The sequence below is a fragment of the Streptomyces sp. NPDC057249 genome (genome assembly GCF_042669245.1).
Lineage (GTDB): Bacteria > Actinomycetota > Actinomycetes > Streptomycetales > Streptomycetaceae > Streptomyces.
The window spans coordinates 21323-38075 of record NZ_JBHUXS010000009.1; the positions used below are offsets into that span (position 1 = coordinate 21323).

13 protein-coding genes and 1 pseudogene are annotated in these 16753 nt (G+C 71.7%); 5 read left to right on the top strand and 9 right to left on the bottom strand.

The window, feature by feature from the left end; genetic code table 11:
* Positions 1–5: 5 nt before the first annotated feature.
* The 5 genes and pseudogenes from ACFUJY_RS18260 to ACFUJY_RS18280 form a co-directional block, all read right to left on the bottom strand.
* Complete coding sequence (locus tag ACFUJY_RS18260; protein ID WP_383300358.1) at positions 6–509, bottom strand: GNAT family N-acetyltransferase; 504 nt, start codon at positions 507–509, stop codon at positions 6–8.
* A 4-nt stretch (positions 510–513) separates the two neighbouring features.
* Positions 514–1371: pseudogene (locus ACFUJY_RS18265) on the bottom strand (excinuclease ABC subunit UvrA); the annotation flags it as partial.
* Between the two features lie 1554 nt (positions 1372–2925).
* Positions 2926–4374: a glycoside hydrolase family 76 protein gene (locus ACFUJY_RS18270; protein WP_383300361.1), complete on the bottom strand. Its 1449-nt coding sequence runs from the start codon at positions 4372–4374 to the stop codon at positions 2926–2928.
* 141 nt (positions 4375–4515) lie between these two features.
* On the bottom strand, positions 4516–5310 hold the full coding sequence (locus ACFUJY_RS18275) for an SDR family NAD(P)-dependent oxidoreductase (RefSeq protein WP_383300364.1): 795 nt from the start codon (positions 5308–5310) through the stop codon (positions 4516–4518).
* A gap of 136 nt (positions 5311–5446) precedes the next feature.
* Positions 5447–6226: an NAD(P)H-dependent oxidoreductase gene (locus ACFUJY_RS18280; protein WP_383300367.1), complete on the bottom strand. Its 780-nt coding sequence runs from the start codon at positions 6224–6226 to the stop codon at positions 5447–5449.
* A 144-nt stretch (positions 6227–6370) separates the two neighbouring features.
* On the opposite strand from ACFUJY_RS18280, the gene ACFUJY_RS18285 reads away from it, so the two are divergent.
* Positions 6371–7267, top strand: coding sequence for a helix-turn-helix transcriptional regulator (locus ACFUJY_RS18285; RefSeq protein ID WP_383300369.1), 897 nt, complete (start codon positions 6371–6373; stop codon positions 7265–7267).
* On the opposite strand, the gene ACFUJY_RS18290 is transcribed toward ACFUJY_RS18285, so the two are convergent.
* Positions 7227–8165, bottom strand: coding sequence for an aldo/keto reductase (locus tag ACFUJY_RS18290; protein ID WP_383301032.1), 939 nt, complete (start codon positions 8163–8165; stop codon positions 7227–7229). The two genes, ACFUJY_RS18285 and ACFUJY_RS18290, sit on opposite strands and share 41 nt — an antisense overlap.
* Positions 8166–8279: 114 nt before the next feature.
* On the opposite strand from ACFUJY_RS18290, the gene ACFUJY_RS18295 reads away from it, so the two are divergent.
* Positions 8280–9080 (top strand): GNAT family N-acetyltransferase, encoded by an 801-nt coding sequence (locus tag ACFUJY_RS18295; RefSeq protein ID WP_383300371.1) that lies wholly within the window; start codon positions 8280–8282, stop codon positions 9078–9080.
* A 157-nt stretch (positions 9081–9237) separates the two neighbouring features.
* Positions 9238–10419 carry a hypothetical protein gene (locus ACFUJY_RS18300; RefSeq protein WP_383300373.1) on the top strand — a complete coding sequence of 394 codons (1182 nt, stop codon included), beginning with the start codon at positions 9238–9240 and terminating at the stop codon, positions 10417–10419.
* A 69-nt stretch (positions 10420–10488) separates the two neighbouring features.
* Here ACFUJY_RS18300 and ACFUJY_RS18305 read toward each other — a convergent pair whose 3' ends face one another.
* A complete protein-coding gene (locus ACFUJY_RS18305) occupies positions 10489–11217 on the bottom strand; it encodes an alpha/beta fold hydrolase (RefSeq protein ID WP_383300375.1) in 729 nt (242 codons plus the stop codon).
* Positions 11218–11570: 353 nt separating this feature from the next.
* Here ACFUJY_RS18305 and ACFUJY_RS18310 point away from each other — a divergent pair, with 353 nt between their 5' ends.
* Positions 11571–14765: a TIM-barrel domain-containing protein gene (locus ACFUJY_RS18310; protein ID WP_383300378.1), complete on the top strand. Its 3195-nt coding sequence runs from the start codon at positions 11571–11573 to the stop codon at positions 14763–14765.
* A gap of 61 nt (positions 14766–14826) precedes the next feature.
* Here ACFUJY_RS18310 and ACFUJY_RS18315 read toward each other — a convergent pair whose 3' ends face one another.
* Positions 14827–15198: a winged helix-turn-helix transcriptional regulator gene (locus tag ACFUJY_RS18315; protein WP_383300381.1), complete on the bottom strand. Its 372-nt coding sequence runs from the start codon at positions 15196–15198 to the stop codon at positions 14827–14829.
* A gap of 83 nt (positions 15199–15281) precedes the next feature.
* Here ACFUJY_RS18315 and ACFUJY_RS18320 point away from each other — a divergent pair, with 83 nt between their 5' ends.
* Complete coding sequence (locus tag ACFUJY_RS18320) at positions 15282–16208, top strand: NAD(P)-dependent oxidoreductase (protein WP_383300384.1); 927 nt, start codon at positions 15282–15284, stop codon at positions 16206–16208.
* A gap of 62 nt (positions 16209–16270) precedes the next feature.
* Here ACFUJY_RS18320 and ACFUJY_RS18325 read toward each other — a convergent pair whose 3' ends face one another.
* Positions 16271–16720, bottom strand: coding sequence for a spore-associated protein (locus ACFUJY_RS18325; RefSeq protein WP_383300387.1), 450 nt, complete (start codon positions 16718–16720; stop codon positions 16271–16273).
* Positions 16721–16753: the final 33 nt, after the last annotated feature.

Here is a 16753-nt window from a genome sequence, read left to right on the forward strand (position 1 = left end):
CCGCGCTACGGCAACTCCCGGGTGAGCCATACGATCTCGCCGTCCTCGTCCGAGGTGACGTGATCCCGTACGAAGTCGAGCTTCTCCAGGACGCGGAGCGAGGGCGCGTTCCACGAGCGGACGGTCGACCAGAGCCGCCGCCGCCCGGTCGCGGCGGCGGCGCCCAGCACGGCCCGGGCCGCCTCGGTGGCGTAACCCCGGTTGTGGGCACGCCGGAACAGCTCGTAGGCGATCTCGGGCTCCTCCGGGGTGGAGCGCCCGATGATCAGTCCGCAGTAGCCGATGAAGTCCCCCTCGTCGCGGCGCTGGATGGGCAGCAGCGCGATGCCGGTGTCCTCCGTGCCGGCGAGGAGACCGGCGATGCCCTTGCGGGCGCGCTCCACCGTGTAGTTCTCCTCGCCGCGTTCGGAGAGGAGTTCACTGAACCGGTCGGCGTCGGACGCGGCCCAGGGCCGCAGGATCAGCCGCTCGGTCTCCAGGTGGTACGGCATGGTCGCGTAGGTCGGCATGCCCCTACTCTGCCGTACGGCCACGAGCCTTCCTCCGGCGAGGCCGGGTCTCCGGCGCGGACGCGAGGCGGAGCGCGCGGCCGGTCAGCGAGGTGTCGTCGCCGAGCAGGGCGGCGGGGGTGCCGGTGAAGACGACCCGGCCGCCGTCGGTGCCGGCGCCGGGACCGATGTCGATGACGTGGTCGGCGCGGGCGACGACGCGGAGGTTGTGCTCGACCACGACGAGCGTGGCACCGGCCTCCAGGAGGTCGTCGAAGAGCGCGTTGATCCGGTCCACGTCGCTGGGGTGCAGTCCGGTGGTCGGCTCGTCCAGGACGATCCGCTCGCCGGCCAGGTCGTCCACGCCGTTGAGGTGGCGCGCCAGGAGGAGGCGCTGCTTCTCACCGCCGGAGAGGGTGTCGAGGGACTGGCCGACGGCGGTGTAACCGAGGCCGACGCGTTGCTGCCAGGACATCGCCGCGACGATCCGGGGGTCGTCGGAGAACCGGTCCGCGAGGTCGTGTGCGGCCATGGAGAGCACGTCCGCGATGGTGCTGCCACGGACCGTGACGCCGAGGGCGGTCCCGTTGAAGCGCAGGCCCCCGCAGACGTCACACGGTGTGGAGACGTCGTCCAGGAACGCCAGCTCGGTGGTGAAATGGCCCTTGCCCCGGCAGGCGGGGCACGCGCCCTTGGAGTTGAAGCTGAACCAGGACGGGTCCAGGCCCGACGCCCGTGCGAACGTACCCCGGACGTGGTCGGCGACGCCGAGGATGGACAGCGAGGTGGAACGCTGCCCGCCGCGCAGCGGGTCCTGGCCCACGACAGTGAACTCGGGGTGCTGGGAGGGGAGTTCCCGGGTGGCGAGGGAGCTCTTGCCGGAGCCGGCGACCCCGGTGACCGCGGTGAGGACGCCATGGGGGATCTCGATGTCGAAGCCCGTCAGGTTGTTGGCCCTGGCTTTTCGGACGACGGTGGAGCCGCGCCACGGGCGGGCGGTCGACGCGACCTCCAGCGGGGTCCCGAGCAGCCGCCCGGTCACGGTCCCGCTCGTGCGCAGCGCGTCGGGCGTGCCCTCGAACTCGACACGGCCGCCGTCCGCCCCGGCGCCCGGGCCGACGTCGATGACGTGGTCCGCGATGCCGATCATCTGCCGGTGGTGCTCGACGACGAGCACGGTGTTGCCGGCGTCCCGCAGCCGGAGCAGCAGATGGGTGAGGAGGTGGACGTCCACGGGGTGCAGGCCGACGGAGGGCTCGTCGAACACATAGGTGACGTCGGTGAGCGCGCTGCCCAGGTGCCGGACGATCTTCACGCGCTGGGCCTCGCCGCCGGAGAGGGTGGAGGAGGTCCGGTCCAGGGAGAGGTAGCCCAGGCCGACGGAGCGCAGGGCGTCGAGCGTGGCCCGGATGCCGTCGAGTGCGGGCGCGACGCGCGGGTCGTGGGTGTCCTCCAGCAGTTCCCGCAACCGGGTGACGGACATGGCCGACCAGTCCGCGAGGGAGCGGCCGTCGATCAGGCTGGCCCTGGCTGCCTCGTTGAGCCGGGCGCCGTGGCACTCCGGGCAGGGGCGGCGGGTGGTGATGCGGTCCAGTTCCTCGCGGACCTGGGCGGAGATCTTCGTCGGGTGGTTCTTGACGAAGGTGTCGCGCATACGGGTGACGACACCGTCGAACCGGGCGGTCTTCGGGAACTCCGGGTCCGGCTTCGGCGGCTTCAGCTGCTCGGCGTGGAGGAAGAGATCCATCTCCTCGTCCGTGTAGTCCTTCAGGGGCTTGTCCCGGTCGAACAGACCGCTGTACGCGAACCGCTTCCACCGGTATCCGCCCCGCCGGAACAGGCTGAACCGGACGGGCCCCTCGTTGATCGACTTCTCCTCGTCGACGAGTTCGGCGGGGTCGATGTCGACCACGGTGCCGATGCCCTCGCACTCCGGGCACATCCCGGTGGGGTCGTTGAAGGAGTACGCGGGTGTGTAGCCGGCGGAGGGCTCGCCGATCCGGGAGAACACGAGCCGCATCAGCGGTGCGACGTCGCAGGCGGTCGCCACGACCGAGCGGGCGTTGCCGGTGAAGCGACGCTGGTCGATCAGCGCCGTGAACGTGAGCCCGTCCATCGACTGGACCTCGGGCGCGGGCAGTTGCGGCAGCCGGTTGCGTACGAACGTCGGGTAGGCGTCGTTGACCAGTCGCTGGGCTTCGGCCGCGATCGTGTCCAGCACCAGCGACGACTTGCCCGAGCCGGACACCCCCGTGACGACGGTGAGCGCCTTCTTGGGCACGTCGACGGTGACGTCCTTCAGGTTGTTCGTCGCCGCGCCGACCACGCGGATCACTCCGGCCGCATGCGCATCGCTCATCAGGGGATCGTACCCAGCCGTGTGTTTCCCTCACGGTTGACGGCGCCCGGCATTCCGCGTGCCGGGCGCCCCGGAGGGTCAGCCGGTGGCGGCGTTGAGGAGGTCGAGTGCGCTCTGCTGGCAGCCGTAGTCGGTGGACCCGCCGCCGCCGTTCCAGTGCGGGCCGTACTGGTCGAGGGCGTTGCGGTCGCGGTCGTGGGCGCTGTCGGCCCACCGGGTGAGGGGTGCGGTGTACGGGTGGTCGGAGAGCGTGCGGTTGAGGACGCCGAGGCCGCGCACATAGGCGCCCTTGAAGCTGGGGCCGTCTCCGGTGCAGCCGTCGCCCTCGCCGGGCTCGCGCAGGACGCCGTCGGTCTGGAGCCGCACGGTGGACGCGTCGGCGAGGCCGCGCGCGGTGGTCAGGAGGGCTTGGTCGCCGGTGGCGCGGTGCAGTTCGGTGAGCGCGCCCAGGATGACGCCCTGGTTGTAGGTCCAGGTGGGCTGGCCGTTGTTGGCGCAGTTGCCGTCGAGGCCGTCGTTGATCATGCGGTCACCGTTGATCATGCCGCTGCGCTGGAACCAGTCCCACTCGTTCTTCGCCCGTTCCAGGTACACGGTGTCGCCGGGGATGCGGTTGTGCAGGGCCGCCGTGAGGCCGAGGAAGAGCTCGTTGGTGATGGCGTTCTTGTAGTTGCCTCCGGTGTTCCACCGGACCCCGCCGCCACAGGTGCCGTTCCAGTTGGCGAACATGTGGTCCGCGTCGGCGCGCGCGGTGTCGAGGTAGCGGCTCTCCCCCGTCAGGTCGTAGGCGGCGATCCAGGCGAGGCCCCACCAGCCGGTGTCGTCCAGGTATTCGTTGCGGAACCGGCCGCCCTGGGCGTTGATGTTCTTCTCGTACGTGTCCGAGATGGCGTACCGGTAGCTGCCCATGCCGGTGATCCGGATGTTGTCGATGACGGCGGTCAGCGCGTTGGCGGCCGTCCACCAGCCGTTGCCGCCGAAGAGTTTGGTGGACCGGTCGTACGACATCATGAGGGCGGTCGCGGCGGCGGTGCTCCTGCTGCCCGCGTTCCAGGTCGTGCGGGCCCAGGGAGTGCACGCGATGGTGCCGCCGCCCGCCGGCTGCCCGCAGGCGCGCAGGGCTCCGACGCCCTGGGTGTTCCAGTCGTCCACGTTGTACATCTGGGTGCGCCAGCCCCGGCCCCCGGACGGCACGGCGGTGTCGCCCAGCTTGCTGCCCGACGCCCAGGTCCTGCCGCCGTCCATGGACCGGTCCAGCCAGACGTGGTCGCCGGCCCCGCCGTTGTCGATGGAGCCCCAGCCCATCGCGTCGGTGTCGTCGAAGTGGAGGGCGATCGTGCGGGAGCCGACGCCGGCCGTGACGGGGATCCGGTCCTGGGGGCTGAGCCCCGGGTCCCGCGCGTCGCAGTATTTGTTGCACACCGCCGCCTCCGGGGCCGCGGCGGCGGGCAGGGTGCCTACGAAAAGTGTGGACAACGTTGTCAGAACGGCACCGACAAGGGCCGCCCGGGGGCGCGCAGGTGTCATGAAGGACTCCCGGAACGAGTGGGGGGCGACGGAGGGCACCCCGCCGACGCTCAGGAGAACGCTCTCCGACGCTAGCGAAGCGCCATGAGCACGTCAACGGGGCGGACCCCGGCCCGGCCGGCCCGCGTGCGGGCGGGGCCCTCAGGGCAGGATCGAGTCGACGTAGCCGCCGTCCACCCGGAGGGCGCCGCCCGTGGTGGCGGAGCCGTACGGCGAGGCCAGGTAGACGACCATGTGCGCGATCTCCTCGGGCTCGATGAGACGTTGCAGCAGGGACTGGGGGCGGTGCTTGACCATGAACTCGTGCTGGGCCTCCTCCCAGGGGAGGTCGTCCCCGACGAGTTCGCGGACGAAGTCCTCGACGCCGCCGGTGCGGGTGGGTCCCGCGATGACGGAGTTGACCGTCACGCCGGTGCCCGCGGCCTCCTTGGCGAAGCCCCGGGAGACCGCGAGCAGCGAGGTCTTGGTCATGCCGTAGTGGATCATTTCGGCGGGGATGACCACGGCCGAGTCGCTGGCGATGTTGAGGACGCGCCCCCAGCCGTTGTCCTTCATCCGCGGCAGACAGGCGCGGATGAGCCGGACGGCGGAGAGGACGTTGACCTCGAAGTAACGGCGCCACTCCGCGTCCTCGATCTCCAACGGCGCCGCGGACCCGAAGACGCCGAGGCTGTTGACCAGGATGTCGACCGCCGGTGCGGCCGCCAGGACGGCCGCGGCGCCGTCCTCGGTCGCGAGGTCGCCCGCCGCGCCGGTGACCTCGTCGCTCCCCGAGGCGGTTCGTACGGCGTGGACGGCCTCGGCGACCCGCTCCTGGCCGCGGCCGTTCACGACGACATGGGCGCCGGCCCGGGCCAGCCCGACGGCGATGGCCTCGCCGATGCCCTGGGTGGAGCCGGTGACCAGGGCGGTACGGCCGGAGAGATCGATGTGCACGGCGGGTCCTCCTCGCGCCGGGCCGGCGACACGGCCCGTGACGGACGTGGGGGTCCGATGTTGCCCGGCTCCGGGCGCCGGCGCAGCACGACCCGTGCGGCGTTACGCCGTACGGACGCCTGGGCCGGCCGAGCCGTCAGCCCTCCACGTGCAGCCCGAAGCCCGTGCGGCCCACCGGCTCCAGGCCCTCCTTGAGGTGCAGGGACGGGATCTCGTAGTCGCCGAAGTTCTGGCGGCGGTACGGGACCGGGGCGGTCGATTCCAGCGTGAGCAGGCGCTCCCGCCATGCCTTGGCCGCCTCCGGATAGTCCGCCTCGGTCATCCGGTCGGCGCCGTACAGGACGAACGGCGGCAGCACCTCCAGACCGGGGTAGTGGAGGATGCCGTGCTGGATCGGGAACAGCAGGTCGTCGATGGGGCCGTTGATGCCCCGGGGAGCGTAGTGGGATTCCAGGCCGCCGACGGTCACCGAGAGGAGGGCGCGGCGGCCCGCGAGGGTGCCCTCACCGTAGCGCTCGCCGTACTTGGTGTCGCTGTGCTCGCCGACGCCGTACGCGAAGTGGTACGTGAACACGCGGTCCACCCAGCCCTTGAGGATCGCCGGCATCGTGTACCACCACAGGGGGAACTGGAAGATGACGGTGTCCGCCCACAGCAGCTTCTCCTGCTCGGCACGCACGTCCGGGGTGAGCGTGCCGGCGTCGAAGGCGCGGCCGGAGTCGCGGGCCGGCTTGAGCGGGTCCGAGGCATCGGGTCCGTAGTCCGCCGCGTCGACGGTGGTCTTCCAGTTCATCGCATACAGGTCGCTCACCCGCACCTCGTGCCCGGCCTTCTCCAGGGTCGCGACCGCGAGGTCCTTGAGCGAGCCGTTGAGGGATTTCGGCTCGGGGTGGGCGTGGACGATGAGCGTCTTCATGGGAACCGCACTCCTTCGGATCGGATGGGTTCGATCCTGGACGCCCGGGCGCCCGCTGTTCAGGGGCGCCGCTTCCGTCGGACGGGACTTCCTGGTACCGGCAGGGCCACCCTCGCGCGGGGTGGGCGTGGCCATACTGGGTCCATGGACGATCTCGCGGGATTCCTGCGGACCCGGCGCGCCCGGGTCGACCCGGCCTCGGCCGGCATCTCCGCCGACAGCCGCCGCCGGGTCACCGGACTGCGCCGCGAGGAGGTCGCGCACCTGTCCGGGGTGAGTGTCGACTACTACGTGCGCCTGGAGCAGGGGCGTGCGACCCAGCCCTCGGAGCAGGTGCTGGACGCGCTCGCCCGGGTCCTCGGCCTGGACGAGACCGAGCGCGAGCACCTCGACCGGCTCGCCCGGCAGCGGCGACGGCGCGTGCAGACGCCCGGCGGACGGGTGCGGCCGGAGCTGCTGCGCGTGCTCGACCTGGTCACCGACGCTCCCGCGCTGCTCATGGACCACCGCATGGACGTCCTCGCGGGCAACCGACTGGCGCGGCTGCTGTACGGCCGGGCGCTGCCGGGCATGAACACCGCCCGGCACCTCTTCCTGGAGGAGGCCGAACGGGGTCTGTACGCGGAGTGGGAGCAGTGCACCCTGGACGCGGTCGGCCACCTGCGGCTGGCGGCCGGCAAGTACCCGGACGACGCGCGGCTGGCCTCGCTCATCGGGGAGCTCTCGATGGGCAGCGACCGCTTCCGCCGGCTGTGGGCCCGTGCCGACGTGCGCTGCCGTACGCACGGCCGCAAGGTGTACCGGCACCCGCTCGTCGGCGTGCTGGAGTTGCACCAGGAGAACTTCTCCCTGACGGACGCGCCGGGCCGGGAGCTGATCGTGCTGTCGGCGGCGCCCGGCAGCCCGGCGGAGGACGGGCTGCGGCTGCTGGCCGCGCTGGGGGCCGGCGCCGAGGGTGGCGACGCGGCCGGGCTGCCCCGCGTCCGCGGGGAGGACCCCGCTAGCGCGCCGCCGCGAAGCGCGCCAGGTGGCCGTCGCTGAGCCGGACGTCCCGGGCGGCCAGCGCCTCCTCGACGTGTCGTACGCGGCTCACGCCCACGATCGGGGCGATGCCCTGGTGCAGCAGCCACGCCAGGACGACCTGGTTCTTCGTCGCGGAGACCTCGTCGGCCACCTCGTCCAGGACCGCGAGCACCCTGGCGGTGCCGGGGTGGTCGTACGTGTCCGGGAACGGCTTGTCCGGACGCGTGTAGGAGCCCCAGAGCAGGGAGCTGTACGCCCACACGTCGAGCCCTTCCGCCTCGGCGAGGTCCAGGTCCTCGGCGGTGAGCAGACGGTGGCCGCCCTCGGCGAGCGGGGTGAGCGGGCGCGGCTGGACGAGGGAGTGGCGCAGTTGCAGGGAGGTCCACGGCTCCGCTCCCTGTTCGCGGGCCAGGGTCCGGGCGCGCTCGACGCGCCAGGCGGTGTGGTTCGCTGCGCCGACCCGCGACGCCACGCCCTTGGTGACCAGTTCGCCGAAGGCTCCGACCGTCTCCGCCAGGGGGACGGTGCGGTCCTCGGCGTGGGCCCAGAGCAGGTCGACGTGGTCGACGCCGAGGCGTTCGAGGCTCTCCGCCACACCCGCGTGGACGGCGCGGGCCGACAGGCCCTCCGCGCTCTGCGGCCAGGAGTGCGGGACGAGCGGGTTCTGCCGCACCTTGGTCGCGATCCTCACGGCGTCGCGGGCGCCGGGGCGGGCCGCGAGCCAGGCGCCTATGACGCGTTCGCTCGCGCCGCCGACGCCACTGGGGTCGGCCCAGAAGGAGTAGCAGTTCGCGGTGTCGAGCCATTCGCCGCCGGCGGCGACATAGGCGTCGAGGATCGCGAAGGACGTGTCCGAGTCGACCTGCGTGCCGAAGCCCATGGTGCCCAGAACGATCCGGGGGCTCGTGTCGTTCATGTGGGTGCGGTGTGTGTTCGCGTGCTGCGTGTCTGCGTGGTTCATGTCCGTCATGCTCGACGTTGAAGTGCGCTCCAGGTCAAGCCGGTAGTTCGAAACCCTGAGGGAGTCGTGGTGGCGGATCTCGCGGAAGCGGTCGAATCGATGGAACAACTCACCGTGGGCTGGCGGGCCATGGTGCTGGACCGGGACGCCGGAGCGGACGTGCGGGACCTGCCCGGGATCGCCGTGCGCTGGGCCGACTGCGGGTTCGCCTTCTGGAACTGCGTCACCCTCACCGAGGCCGGCGCGGACGCGGCGCTCGCCGCCCGCCGCATGAGTGAGGCGGCCGACATCATGCGGACCAAGACGCGGCCCGGCTTCCTCTGGGTCTTCGAGGGGCTCCTCGACGCGGAGGCGCTCGACTCGCTGGACGCGGCGGCCGAGCGCGCCGGTCTCGCGTACGCCTTTCCCGGCACGGGCATGGCGGGCGATCTGTTCCCGCTGCCCGAACCGGCGCACCCCGAGCTGGAGTTCGTACGCGTGCGCGAGGACGAGCAGTTGTTGGCGTACGCGGACCTGAACTCGCGCGCGTACGGATTCCCCCTGGAGGCGGGCCGCGACGGGCTGGCGGGGTCCGAGCTGTGGAAGAGCGGGGTGCACGCCTATCTGGGGCTGCGCCAGGGGGTGCCGGTGACGTGCGCCGCGACGGTGGAGGCGGCGGGCCGGCTGTTCGTCGTGCTGGTCGCCACCGATCCGGCGTGGGAGCGCCGGGGGTACGGGGAGGCGGTGACGCGCAAGGCGCTGTTCGAGGGGGCCCGGGCCACGGGCCTGACCCGCGCCACCCTGCACGCGACGGCGGCGGGTGCTCCGGTGTACCCACGGATCGGCTTCACCCCGAATTCGGCCATGCGTTTCTACGGGTTGCGGGGGTGAGGGTGAGCCGGTCGCCGCTGTCGCAGAACCATGACATCCGGGGTCACAACCCGTGGCCCGGATGGGCTGTCCAACTGGGTGAGACGGCGGGCCGATCCACCCGCCGTCGGCGAGCGCGGCACCCGGTCGCGCCGCCCACACGTCTTGGGGGAAAACCTTGAACACCGTTGCGCGCACCCTGCGTTCGACCCTCGTCGCCTCGGCCGCGGGGCTTCTGCTGACCGTCACCGGAGCCGCCCTGGCCCCGGTCGCCCTGGCCGACACCGGGACGCCCGAGCTGACGGTGTCCACCGACGCGCCCGCGTTGATCGGGGGCGGTGGCCTGCCCGTCGCCTTCACCACCACGGCGTCCAACACCGGCCCGAACGACATTTCGTCGGCGCGCCTCATCTACCGCATCGACGGCGGCAACGGCCTGCCGGAGCACGCGCTGAGCCTGGAGTACCGGCTCGACGGAACGACCTGGAAGTCCGTGCCGCTGGAAGTCACCGAGGGCTCCGTGTACAGCGGTGAGCTGCCCGAGCAGTTCCCGCTGGCCGCCGGGAAGTCGCGGACCGTACAGCTGCGGCTCGGGATGCCGATGGGCACCCCGCACAACGGCGCCGGCAACGGTGGCACCGACCACCTCAAGCTGACGACGATGATCTCCTACGGGGCCGCGGGCGCCGCGAACGACACCGATGTGGACGACGTGGCGGTCAAGGGGCTGAGCACCCACCTGTCCGGTGTCCCCGCGACCGCGACGGCGGGCGGCCCGGCGATCGCCTTCAAGGCCACGGTCGTCAACCCGACGCCGTCCGCGTACGAGAACGTGAGCGATGTGCTGTTCACCGACCGGTACGCCACCGTCCAGGTACTGCGCTCGGGCAAGTGGACGACGCTGAAGCCGATCACCGACGCCGCCGAACCCGAGGTGTACGGCTTCAACGTCATCGGCCCGGACGTGTCCCTCGCGGCAAACGGCAGCACGACCACGCAGGTCAGGGTGGCCTACCGCAAGGACGCCCCGGCCGGGAAGACCACCGTGAGCCCGTGCGTGGTCGTGAACGAGGGGCCGGGCACCTTCCGGGGCACGACCAGCTGCGGCGAGGGGGCCACCGTCACCGTGAAGAAGGCGGCGGCCGCCACCCCCTCCCCCTCCGCGACCGCCACCGCGTCGCCCTCCCCCACCCCGGCGGGCACCGGCACCGCCTCGACGGCCTCCGGCATGACCGCGCAGCTGGCGGAGACCGGCAGCAGCGGCCTCTCGGCGGCGGCGTCGGGCGCGGCGGGTCTCGTCGCGGCCGGGGCGGGGGCCGTGGGCTTCACCGCCGTGCGTCGCCGGCGCGGACGGGCCTGAGCGGAAGCGGACGGGTCCGGTCCTCGGCGGCAAGGCGCCGGGGACCGGACCTGTTCGGGCCGCGCGGGGTCAGGAGGCGATGAACCGCGCGACCTGGCCGAGGACGATCGTGTCGGCCAGGTACCCGATGTGGGTCTGGCAGAGCACGTTGTTGTTCGTCGCGCCGCTCAGGCGGGTGCTGGTGTACGGGAGGATGATGCCGTCGCACGCCGAGTACCAGGTGGCGTACCTGGTGGCGCCCGGGGTCTCGTCACCGGAGGTGATCTGCGAGATGAACGAGGAGCCCGGGTACATCTGCTGGCAGGTGGTGTAGATCAGGCAGGCCCCGGCGAACGTGGTGCCGTGGTTGGCGCCGGCGATGGACGCGAGGTGACTGACGCTGGTGTTGCCGCCGAGCACCTTGAGGTAGTACTGGCTGACGAGACCGCCCATGGAGTGGTTGACGATCGCGACCTTGCTCGCCCCGGTCCGGGACTTCACGTTGTTGACGAATGCGGCGAGGCCCTGCGCGTTGGTGACGTTGTTGCCGTAGGAGTCGTACTCGTACGCGAACAGGTCGGAGCTCGACCAGCCGTTGAGACGGAAGACGCTCATGGCGGTGACCCAGTTGGAGGCGCTGCCGGTGTACCCGTGCACGAAGACGACCGGGGTGCTGGTCGACAGCGGCTGGACCGCGGCCGCGCGGGCCGGTGCGGGCGTCTCGGCGGCACCGGCCGTGGACGCCGAGGAGAACAGGGTGAACGCGAACGTGACGGCCGCGAGGACGCCGAGGAGGCGACGCGGTGAACGACGAGGCATGGGGCACTCCTGAGGAGGACGCGGGGATGTGGTTGCCTGCCCGCACAAGGTGCCCGGCACGGGGTGCCCACGCCATCGGCTAATTCACCGGTCTTCCGGAGGTGATCCGCCCCCGGCCGGGGGGGCGGAGCATGTGGAACGACGAGTCGTCGCCGCGCATATGGACACCGCGCCATGGGCGTGCTCTCATGCCACTTGCACTTTTCCAACGATGCACAACGACCGGTGCGGCACGAACGGACCTGCCGGACGGTGTGAGAACGGAGTCGCATGTGAAACCTCCATCCGCGAGGCGGCAAAGAGGGCTGCGGCGGTGGATCGGTGCCGCCGCTGTCCTCGGGACCGCCGCGGCCATGACGGTGACGGGCACGGCGGGTCCGGCGTCCGCAGGCGGCCCGCACAGCCACCGCATCCCGACGGTCACCTCCGGCGACGCCCGGTTCCAGGTGCTGTCGCCCACGCTGATCCGGACCGAGTACGCGGGGGATGGCGCGTTCACCGACGAGGCGACGTTCAACGCCATCGGCCGGGGCTCCTTCGCCCCCGCGGCGTACACCGCCAAGACGGCGGACGGCTGGCTCACCATCAGGACGAGCGCGCTGACGCTGCGGTACAAGGTCGGCTCCGGTCCGTTCGACGCGAAGAACCTCTCGGTCCGGCTCGACGCCGGCGACTCCCCCGTGACCGCCACCCCCTGGCACCGCATCACCTGCGCACCCGGCGCACTCTGCGAGGCGGAGAACCTGCGGGCCGGCGGCGTCTCCGTGGCGTCGGACCACAAGGGCTACACCGGGTCCGGGTTCGCCGCCGGCTTCGAGAGCACCGGCGCCTCCCTGTCCTCTGACATCGATGTCAAAGCGGCGGGCGCCTACCGGTTCGCCGTGCGGTACGCCAATGCGCGCGGCGGCGACGGCAAGAGCGAGCCGCGCACCCTCACCCTGTCGGTGGACGGCGGCGACGAGCAGCGGGTGACGCTGCCGCCGACGGCGGACTGGGACTCCTGGGACACCGCCTTCGCCGATGTCCGGCTGGACGCCGGGCACCACACGGTCAGCCTGACCCGGGGCGCCGCGGACTCCGGCAGTGTGAACGTGGACAGCGTCGCCCTGCTGGGCGCGGGCGAGGCGTTCCCGCCCGTGTCCAGCACGGCGATCGCGGACTGCCGGTTCGGGGTGAGCTGCGAGGCGGAGGCGGGGCGCGTCATCGGTACGGCTGCGGCCGCCACGGATCATCAGGGCTTCGCCGGGACGGGCTTCGTCGCGGAGCTCAACCAGGGTTCCTCGCTGACCACCCGAGTGGTGGAGGTCCCCTCGGCCGGCACGTACAGCCTGCGCGTCCGTTACGCCAACGGCCCGGGCGGCGACGGCCGGCACGAGACGCGCACCGCCGCCGTGTCGGTGGGCGGCGCCACGGGCACCCTGTCGTTCCCCGCGACGGACGACTGGGACACGTGGTCCACGGCCACCGTGCCCGTCCGCCTGGAGGCGGGCGCCAACGACGTCACCCTCGCCTGCCCGGGAGCCGAGAGCTGCCATGTGAACGCGGACACCGTGTCCGTCGCCGCGACCGGCGCCCCGGCTCCGCGGCCGCACCTGGCCCTCGGCGGATACCGGCGCGGCCTCGACGGCGTCACCGGCAACGGCGCCCCGCCCGTCACCACACCCGGGCTCCTCAGCCAGGACGGCTGGTACCTCCTGGACGACACCCCGTCCGCGCTCTACGACGCCGGGTCCCGGAAGGTGACCCAGCGCTCCGCGCACGGCGGCGCCCCGTACCAGGACGGCTACCTCTTCGGCTACGGGCACGACTACAAGCAGGGCCTCGGTGACCTGGCGACCCTCACCGGACCGCCCGCGCTGCTGCCCTCCTGGGCGTACGGGGTCTGGTACTCGGAGTACATCGACCGCACGGACGCGGACTACCGGAACACGATCCTGCCGAAGTTCCGGTCGGAGGGCGTGCCGCTGGACGTGCTGGTGACGGACACCGACTACAAGGCCGTGAACGCGTGGAGCGGCTGGGAGATCGACACGGCCAAGTTCCCCGATCCGAAGGGGTTCTTCGACTGGTCCGAGTCCCAGGGCCTGCACAACACGCTCAACGTGCACCCCAGCATCCTCGCCGCCGACCCCCAGTTCGCCCAGGCCCAGAAGACCGCCAAGGGCAAGCTGAAGAAGGGGAGTTGCGGAGGTGGCGCGGGGCCGGACTGCTACGTCTTCGACTTCGGGGACCCCGATCAGTTGCAGGCGTACATGGATCTGCACCGGACCATGGACGAGCAGGGCAATGACTTCTGGTGGCTGGACTGGTGCTGTGACGCGGCGCAGTCGTCGCTGCCGGGTGTGACCCCGGACGCCTGGATCAACCAGCAGTACGCGGACGCCACCGCCGCGCACCAGGAGCGCGGGTTCGTACTGTCGCGCGCCTTCGGTTCGCTCCAGGCGGCCGGGTACAGCGGCCAGCAGGCGGTGCCCACCGGACCCTGGGCGGACAAGCGCACCACGGTCCACTTCTCCGGCGACACGTCGTCCACCTGGGGCACGCTGAAGTTCGAGGTGGGGTACACCCCGGCCGAGTCGGCGGCGACCGGCATGGCCAACATCACGCACGACATCGGCGGCCACAACGACACGACGGGCCTGAGGGGATCGGAGACGTACACGGACGGCGGCGACACGCACACCACGACGAAGCTGCCCGACGACCTCTACGCGCGCTGGGTCCAGTTCGGCACCTTCCAGCCCGTCGACCGGCTGCACAGCAACCACAGCGACCGGCTGCCCTGGCAGTACGGCCCCGAGGCGTCGGCGTCCGCGAAGAACTTCCTCAACCTGCGCGAGAGCCTGCTGCCGTACACGTACACGCTCGCGGAGGAGGCCAACCGGACCGGTGTGCCGATCGTCCGGCCCATGTACCTGGAGTACCCGGAGGAGCCGCAGGCGTACGAGACGGCCGGCAACGAGTACTTCTACGGCTCGGACGTGCTGGTCGCCCCGGTCACCACGCCCGGCGCCTCCGCGAAGACGTCGGTGTGGTTCCCGCCGGGGCGGTGGACGGACTACTTCACCGGCAGGACGTACGAGGGCGGCACCACGCAGGACGTCACGACGACGCTCGACACCATGCCCGTGTTCGTCCGGGCGGGCGGGATCGTCCCGAGCCGTACGCATGACGTCGCCCACGACGGCGCGGCGGGCGCGGACGACCTCACGCTCACCATCGCCCCCGGCGGTTCCGGTTCGTTCCGCCTGTACGAGGACGACGGGGGCGCCCCCGGCAGCGTCCGGAGCGCCACGACGAAGATCTCGTACAAGGAGTCCGGCGGACGTCACACCGTGTCCATCGCCCCGACGAAGGGGTCCTTCCGGGGCCAGGCGAAGAAGCGCACCTGGACCCTGTCGGTCCGGGCCGACCACGCGCCCCGGCACGTCACCGCGAGCGGTAAGCGGCTGTCTCCTCGTGCCTGTCGCTGGGACGAGGCCTCGGGGACGCTGACCATCACCCTGCCCGAGCGCAGCGTCCATGCGCCGGTCAGCGTGACCTACTAGGCACGCGCCCGCGAAGTCCCGTCCGTGCACGCGGCGGGACTTCGCGGAGCGGCCGGCACCTTCAGCCGTGCACGGTGTCGGCGACCTCGACCCGTTCGAGGCCCTCGCGACGCATCCGTCCGATCCCCCAGGCGCCCAGCGGCCCGAGAGCGTGGTTGAGCGCGCGCCCCTGTTCGGTCAGGGAGTACTCCACCCGCGGGGGCACCTGTGCGTAGACCTCGCGGTGCACCAGCCCGTCCGCCTCCATCTCCCGCAGGTGCTGCGTCAGCATCTTCTCGCTCACCCCCGGCAGACCGCGCCGGAGCTCCGCGAAGCGGCGTACGCGGTGGGCGTCGAGTTCCCAGAGGATCAGGCCCTTCCACTTGCCGCTCACCACGTCGAGCGCGGCGTCGATCCCGCAGATGTAGGGCCCGCGTCTCGGCGCCTCGGCCATCACTGGTCCCCTTACGAAAAGGTAAGTACCGCAGAAAATAGTGGGTACTTCCGAGTTTAGCGGCGCTCTTCGAGCATGGAGGCGTGAACGGACAACAGAACCACACCACCCAGCAGAGCACCCCTGTCACCCTGATCGGACTCGGCCCGATGGGCCGGGCGATGACCCGCGCCCTCCTCACCGCCGGCCACCCGGTGACCGTCTGGAACCGCACCCCCGGCCGGGCCGACGGTGTCGTCGCCGACGGAGCGACACTCGCGACGACCCCCGGCGAGGCGGTCCGGGCGAGTGACCTCGTGATCCTCAGCCTCACCGACTACCGGGCGCTGTACGACGTCCTCGGCGACGCCACCGGAGCGCTCGCCGGCCGGACCCTGGTCAACCTGAGCTCCGACACCCCCGGCCGCACCCGTGAGGCGGCGGACTGGGCGGCCGGTCACGGCGCCCAGTTCCTCGCCGGCGGCGTCATGGTCCCCGCGCCGATGGTCGGCACGGAGGCGGCGTTCGTCTATTACAGCGGGCGCGAGCAGGCGTTGGAGAGCCACCGGGCGACGTTGGCCCTGCTCGGAGCACCACGGTATCTGGGCGAGGACCCGGGCCTCGCCCAGATGATGTACCAGGCCCAGCTCGCGGTGTTCCTCACCACGCTGTCCGCGCTGATGCACGCCACGGCCATGCTGGGCACGGCGGGCATGAAGGCCGGCGAGGCGCTGCCGGAGCTGCTCTCCTCCGCCGACTCGATCGGCGACATCCTGAGGGCCGGTGAAGCCCGGCCGGGCGCCTCGCTCGATGCCGGGGAGCACCCCGGCGACCTCAGCACGGTCACCATGATGGGCGCGACGGCCGACCACATCGTGGAGACCAGCACGGCGCTCGGCCTCGACCTGGCGCTCCCCGTGGCGGTGCAGGCCCACTACCGGCGCGCGATCGCGGACGGCCACGGCGGCGACAACTGGACCCGCATCATCGACGGCATCCGGGAACCACGCCCGCACACCGGGCGCCCCTGACCGGTGCGCGGGCGTGGGCCCGTCCCCGGTGGGAACCGGAGGCGGGCCCGGTGAGCGGTGGCTCAGCGGACTTCGAGGGTCCGCTGCTCCTTGAACGAGGCGCAGTTGGAGTTCTCCACGGACACGTACACGTTGGCGATGTGACCGCCCCAGCTGACGCAGTGGCCCTTGCCGTAGACGTAGGCCGGACCGGCGTACGACGTGTAGTTCCCGTAGTCCCCCGCCGACTCGTCGGTGTCGGCGACGTAGATGTACGTCGACATGTCCTTCGCGACGCCGGGGGTGGACCGGATGGTCACCACGCAGTTCTTCCCGTTGGACGCGTTGTACGTCAGGTAGACCGTGCCGAGGGAGCCGATGGCGGCGGAGTTCACGGTCTTGTACGAGCTGCCGCAGACCTTCTGCGGGGTGGTGTTGGGTGCGGCGGACGCGGTCGGGCCGAAGACGGCCGTCGCACCCACCATCAGGGTGGTCAGGGCCCCGGCGGTGGCGAGCATACGGATGTTTCGCATATTTCCCCCTTGTAGCTCCGGGAGCGATTTGCT

What these genes read in the sequence shown, in the direction of transcription:
- ACFUJY_RS18260 (WP_383300358.1), bottom strand. Translation starts at nt 509, where the DNA reads ATGCCGACCTACGCGACCATGCCGTACCACCTGGAGACCGAGCGGCTG.
- ACFUJY_RS18270 (WP_383300361.1), bottom strand. Translation starts at nt 4,374, where the DNA reads ATGACACCTGCGCGCCCCCGGGCGGCCCTTGTCGGTGCCGTTCTGACA.
- ACFUJY_RS18280 (WP_383300367.1), bottom strand. Translation starts at nt 6,226, where the DNA reads ATGAAGACGCTCATCGTCCACGCCCACCCCGAGCCGAAATCCCTCAAC.
- ACFUJY_RS18285 (WP_383300369.1), top strand. Translation starts at nt 6,371, where the DNA reads ATGGACGATCTCGCGGGATTCCTGCGGACCCGGCGCGCCCGGGTCGAC.
- ACFUJY_RS18290 (WP_383301032.1), bottom strand. Translation starts at nt 8,165, where the DNA reads ATGAACGACACGAGCCCCCGGATCGTTCTGGGCACCATGGGCTTCGGC.
- ACFUJY_RS18305 (WP_383300375.1), bottom strand. Translation starts at nt 11,217, where the DNA reads ATGCCTCGTCGTTCACCGCGTCGCCTCCTCGGCGTCCTCGCGGCCGTC.
- ACFUJY_RS18310 (WP_383300378.1), top strand. Translation starts at nt 11,571, where the DNA reads ATGACGGTGACGGGCACGGCGGGTCCGGCGTCCGCAGGCGGCCCGCAC.
- ACFUJY_RS18315 (WP_383300381.1), bottom strand. Translation starts at nt 15,198, where the DNA reads ATGGCCGAGGCGCCGAGACGCGGGCCCTACATCTGCGGGATCGACGCC.
- ACFUJY_RS18325 (WP_383300387.1), bottom strand. Translation starts at nt 16,720, where the DNA reads ATGCGAAACATCCGTATGCTCGCCACCGCCGGGGCCCTGACCACCCTG.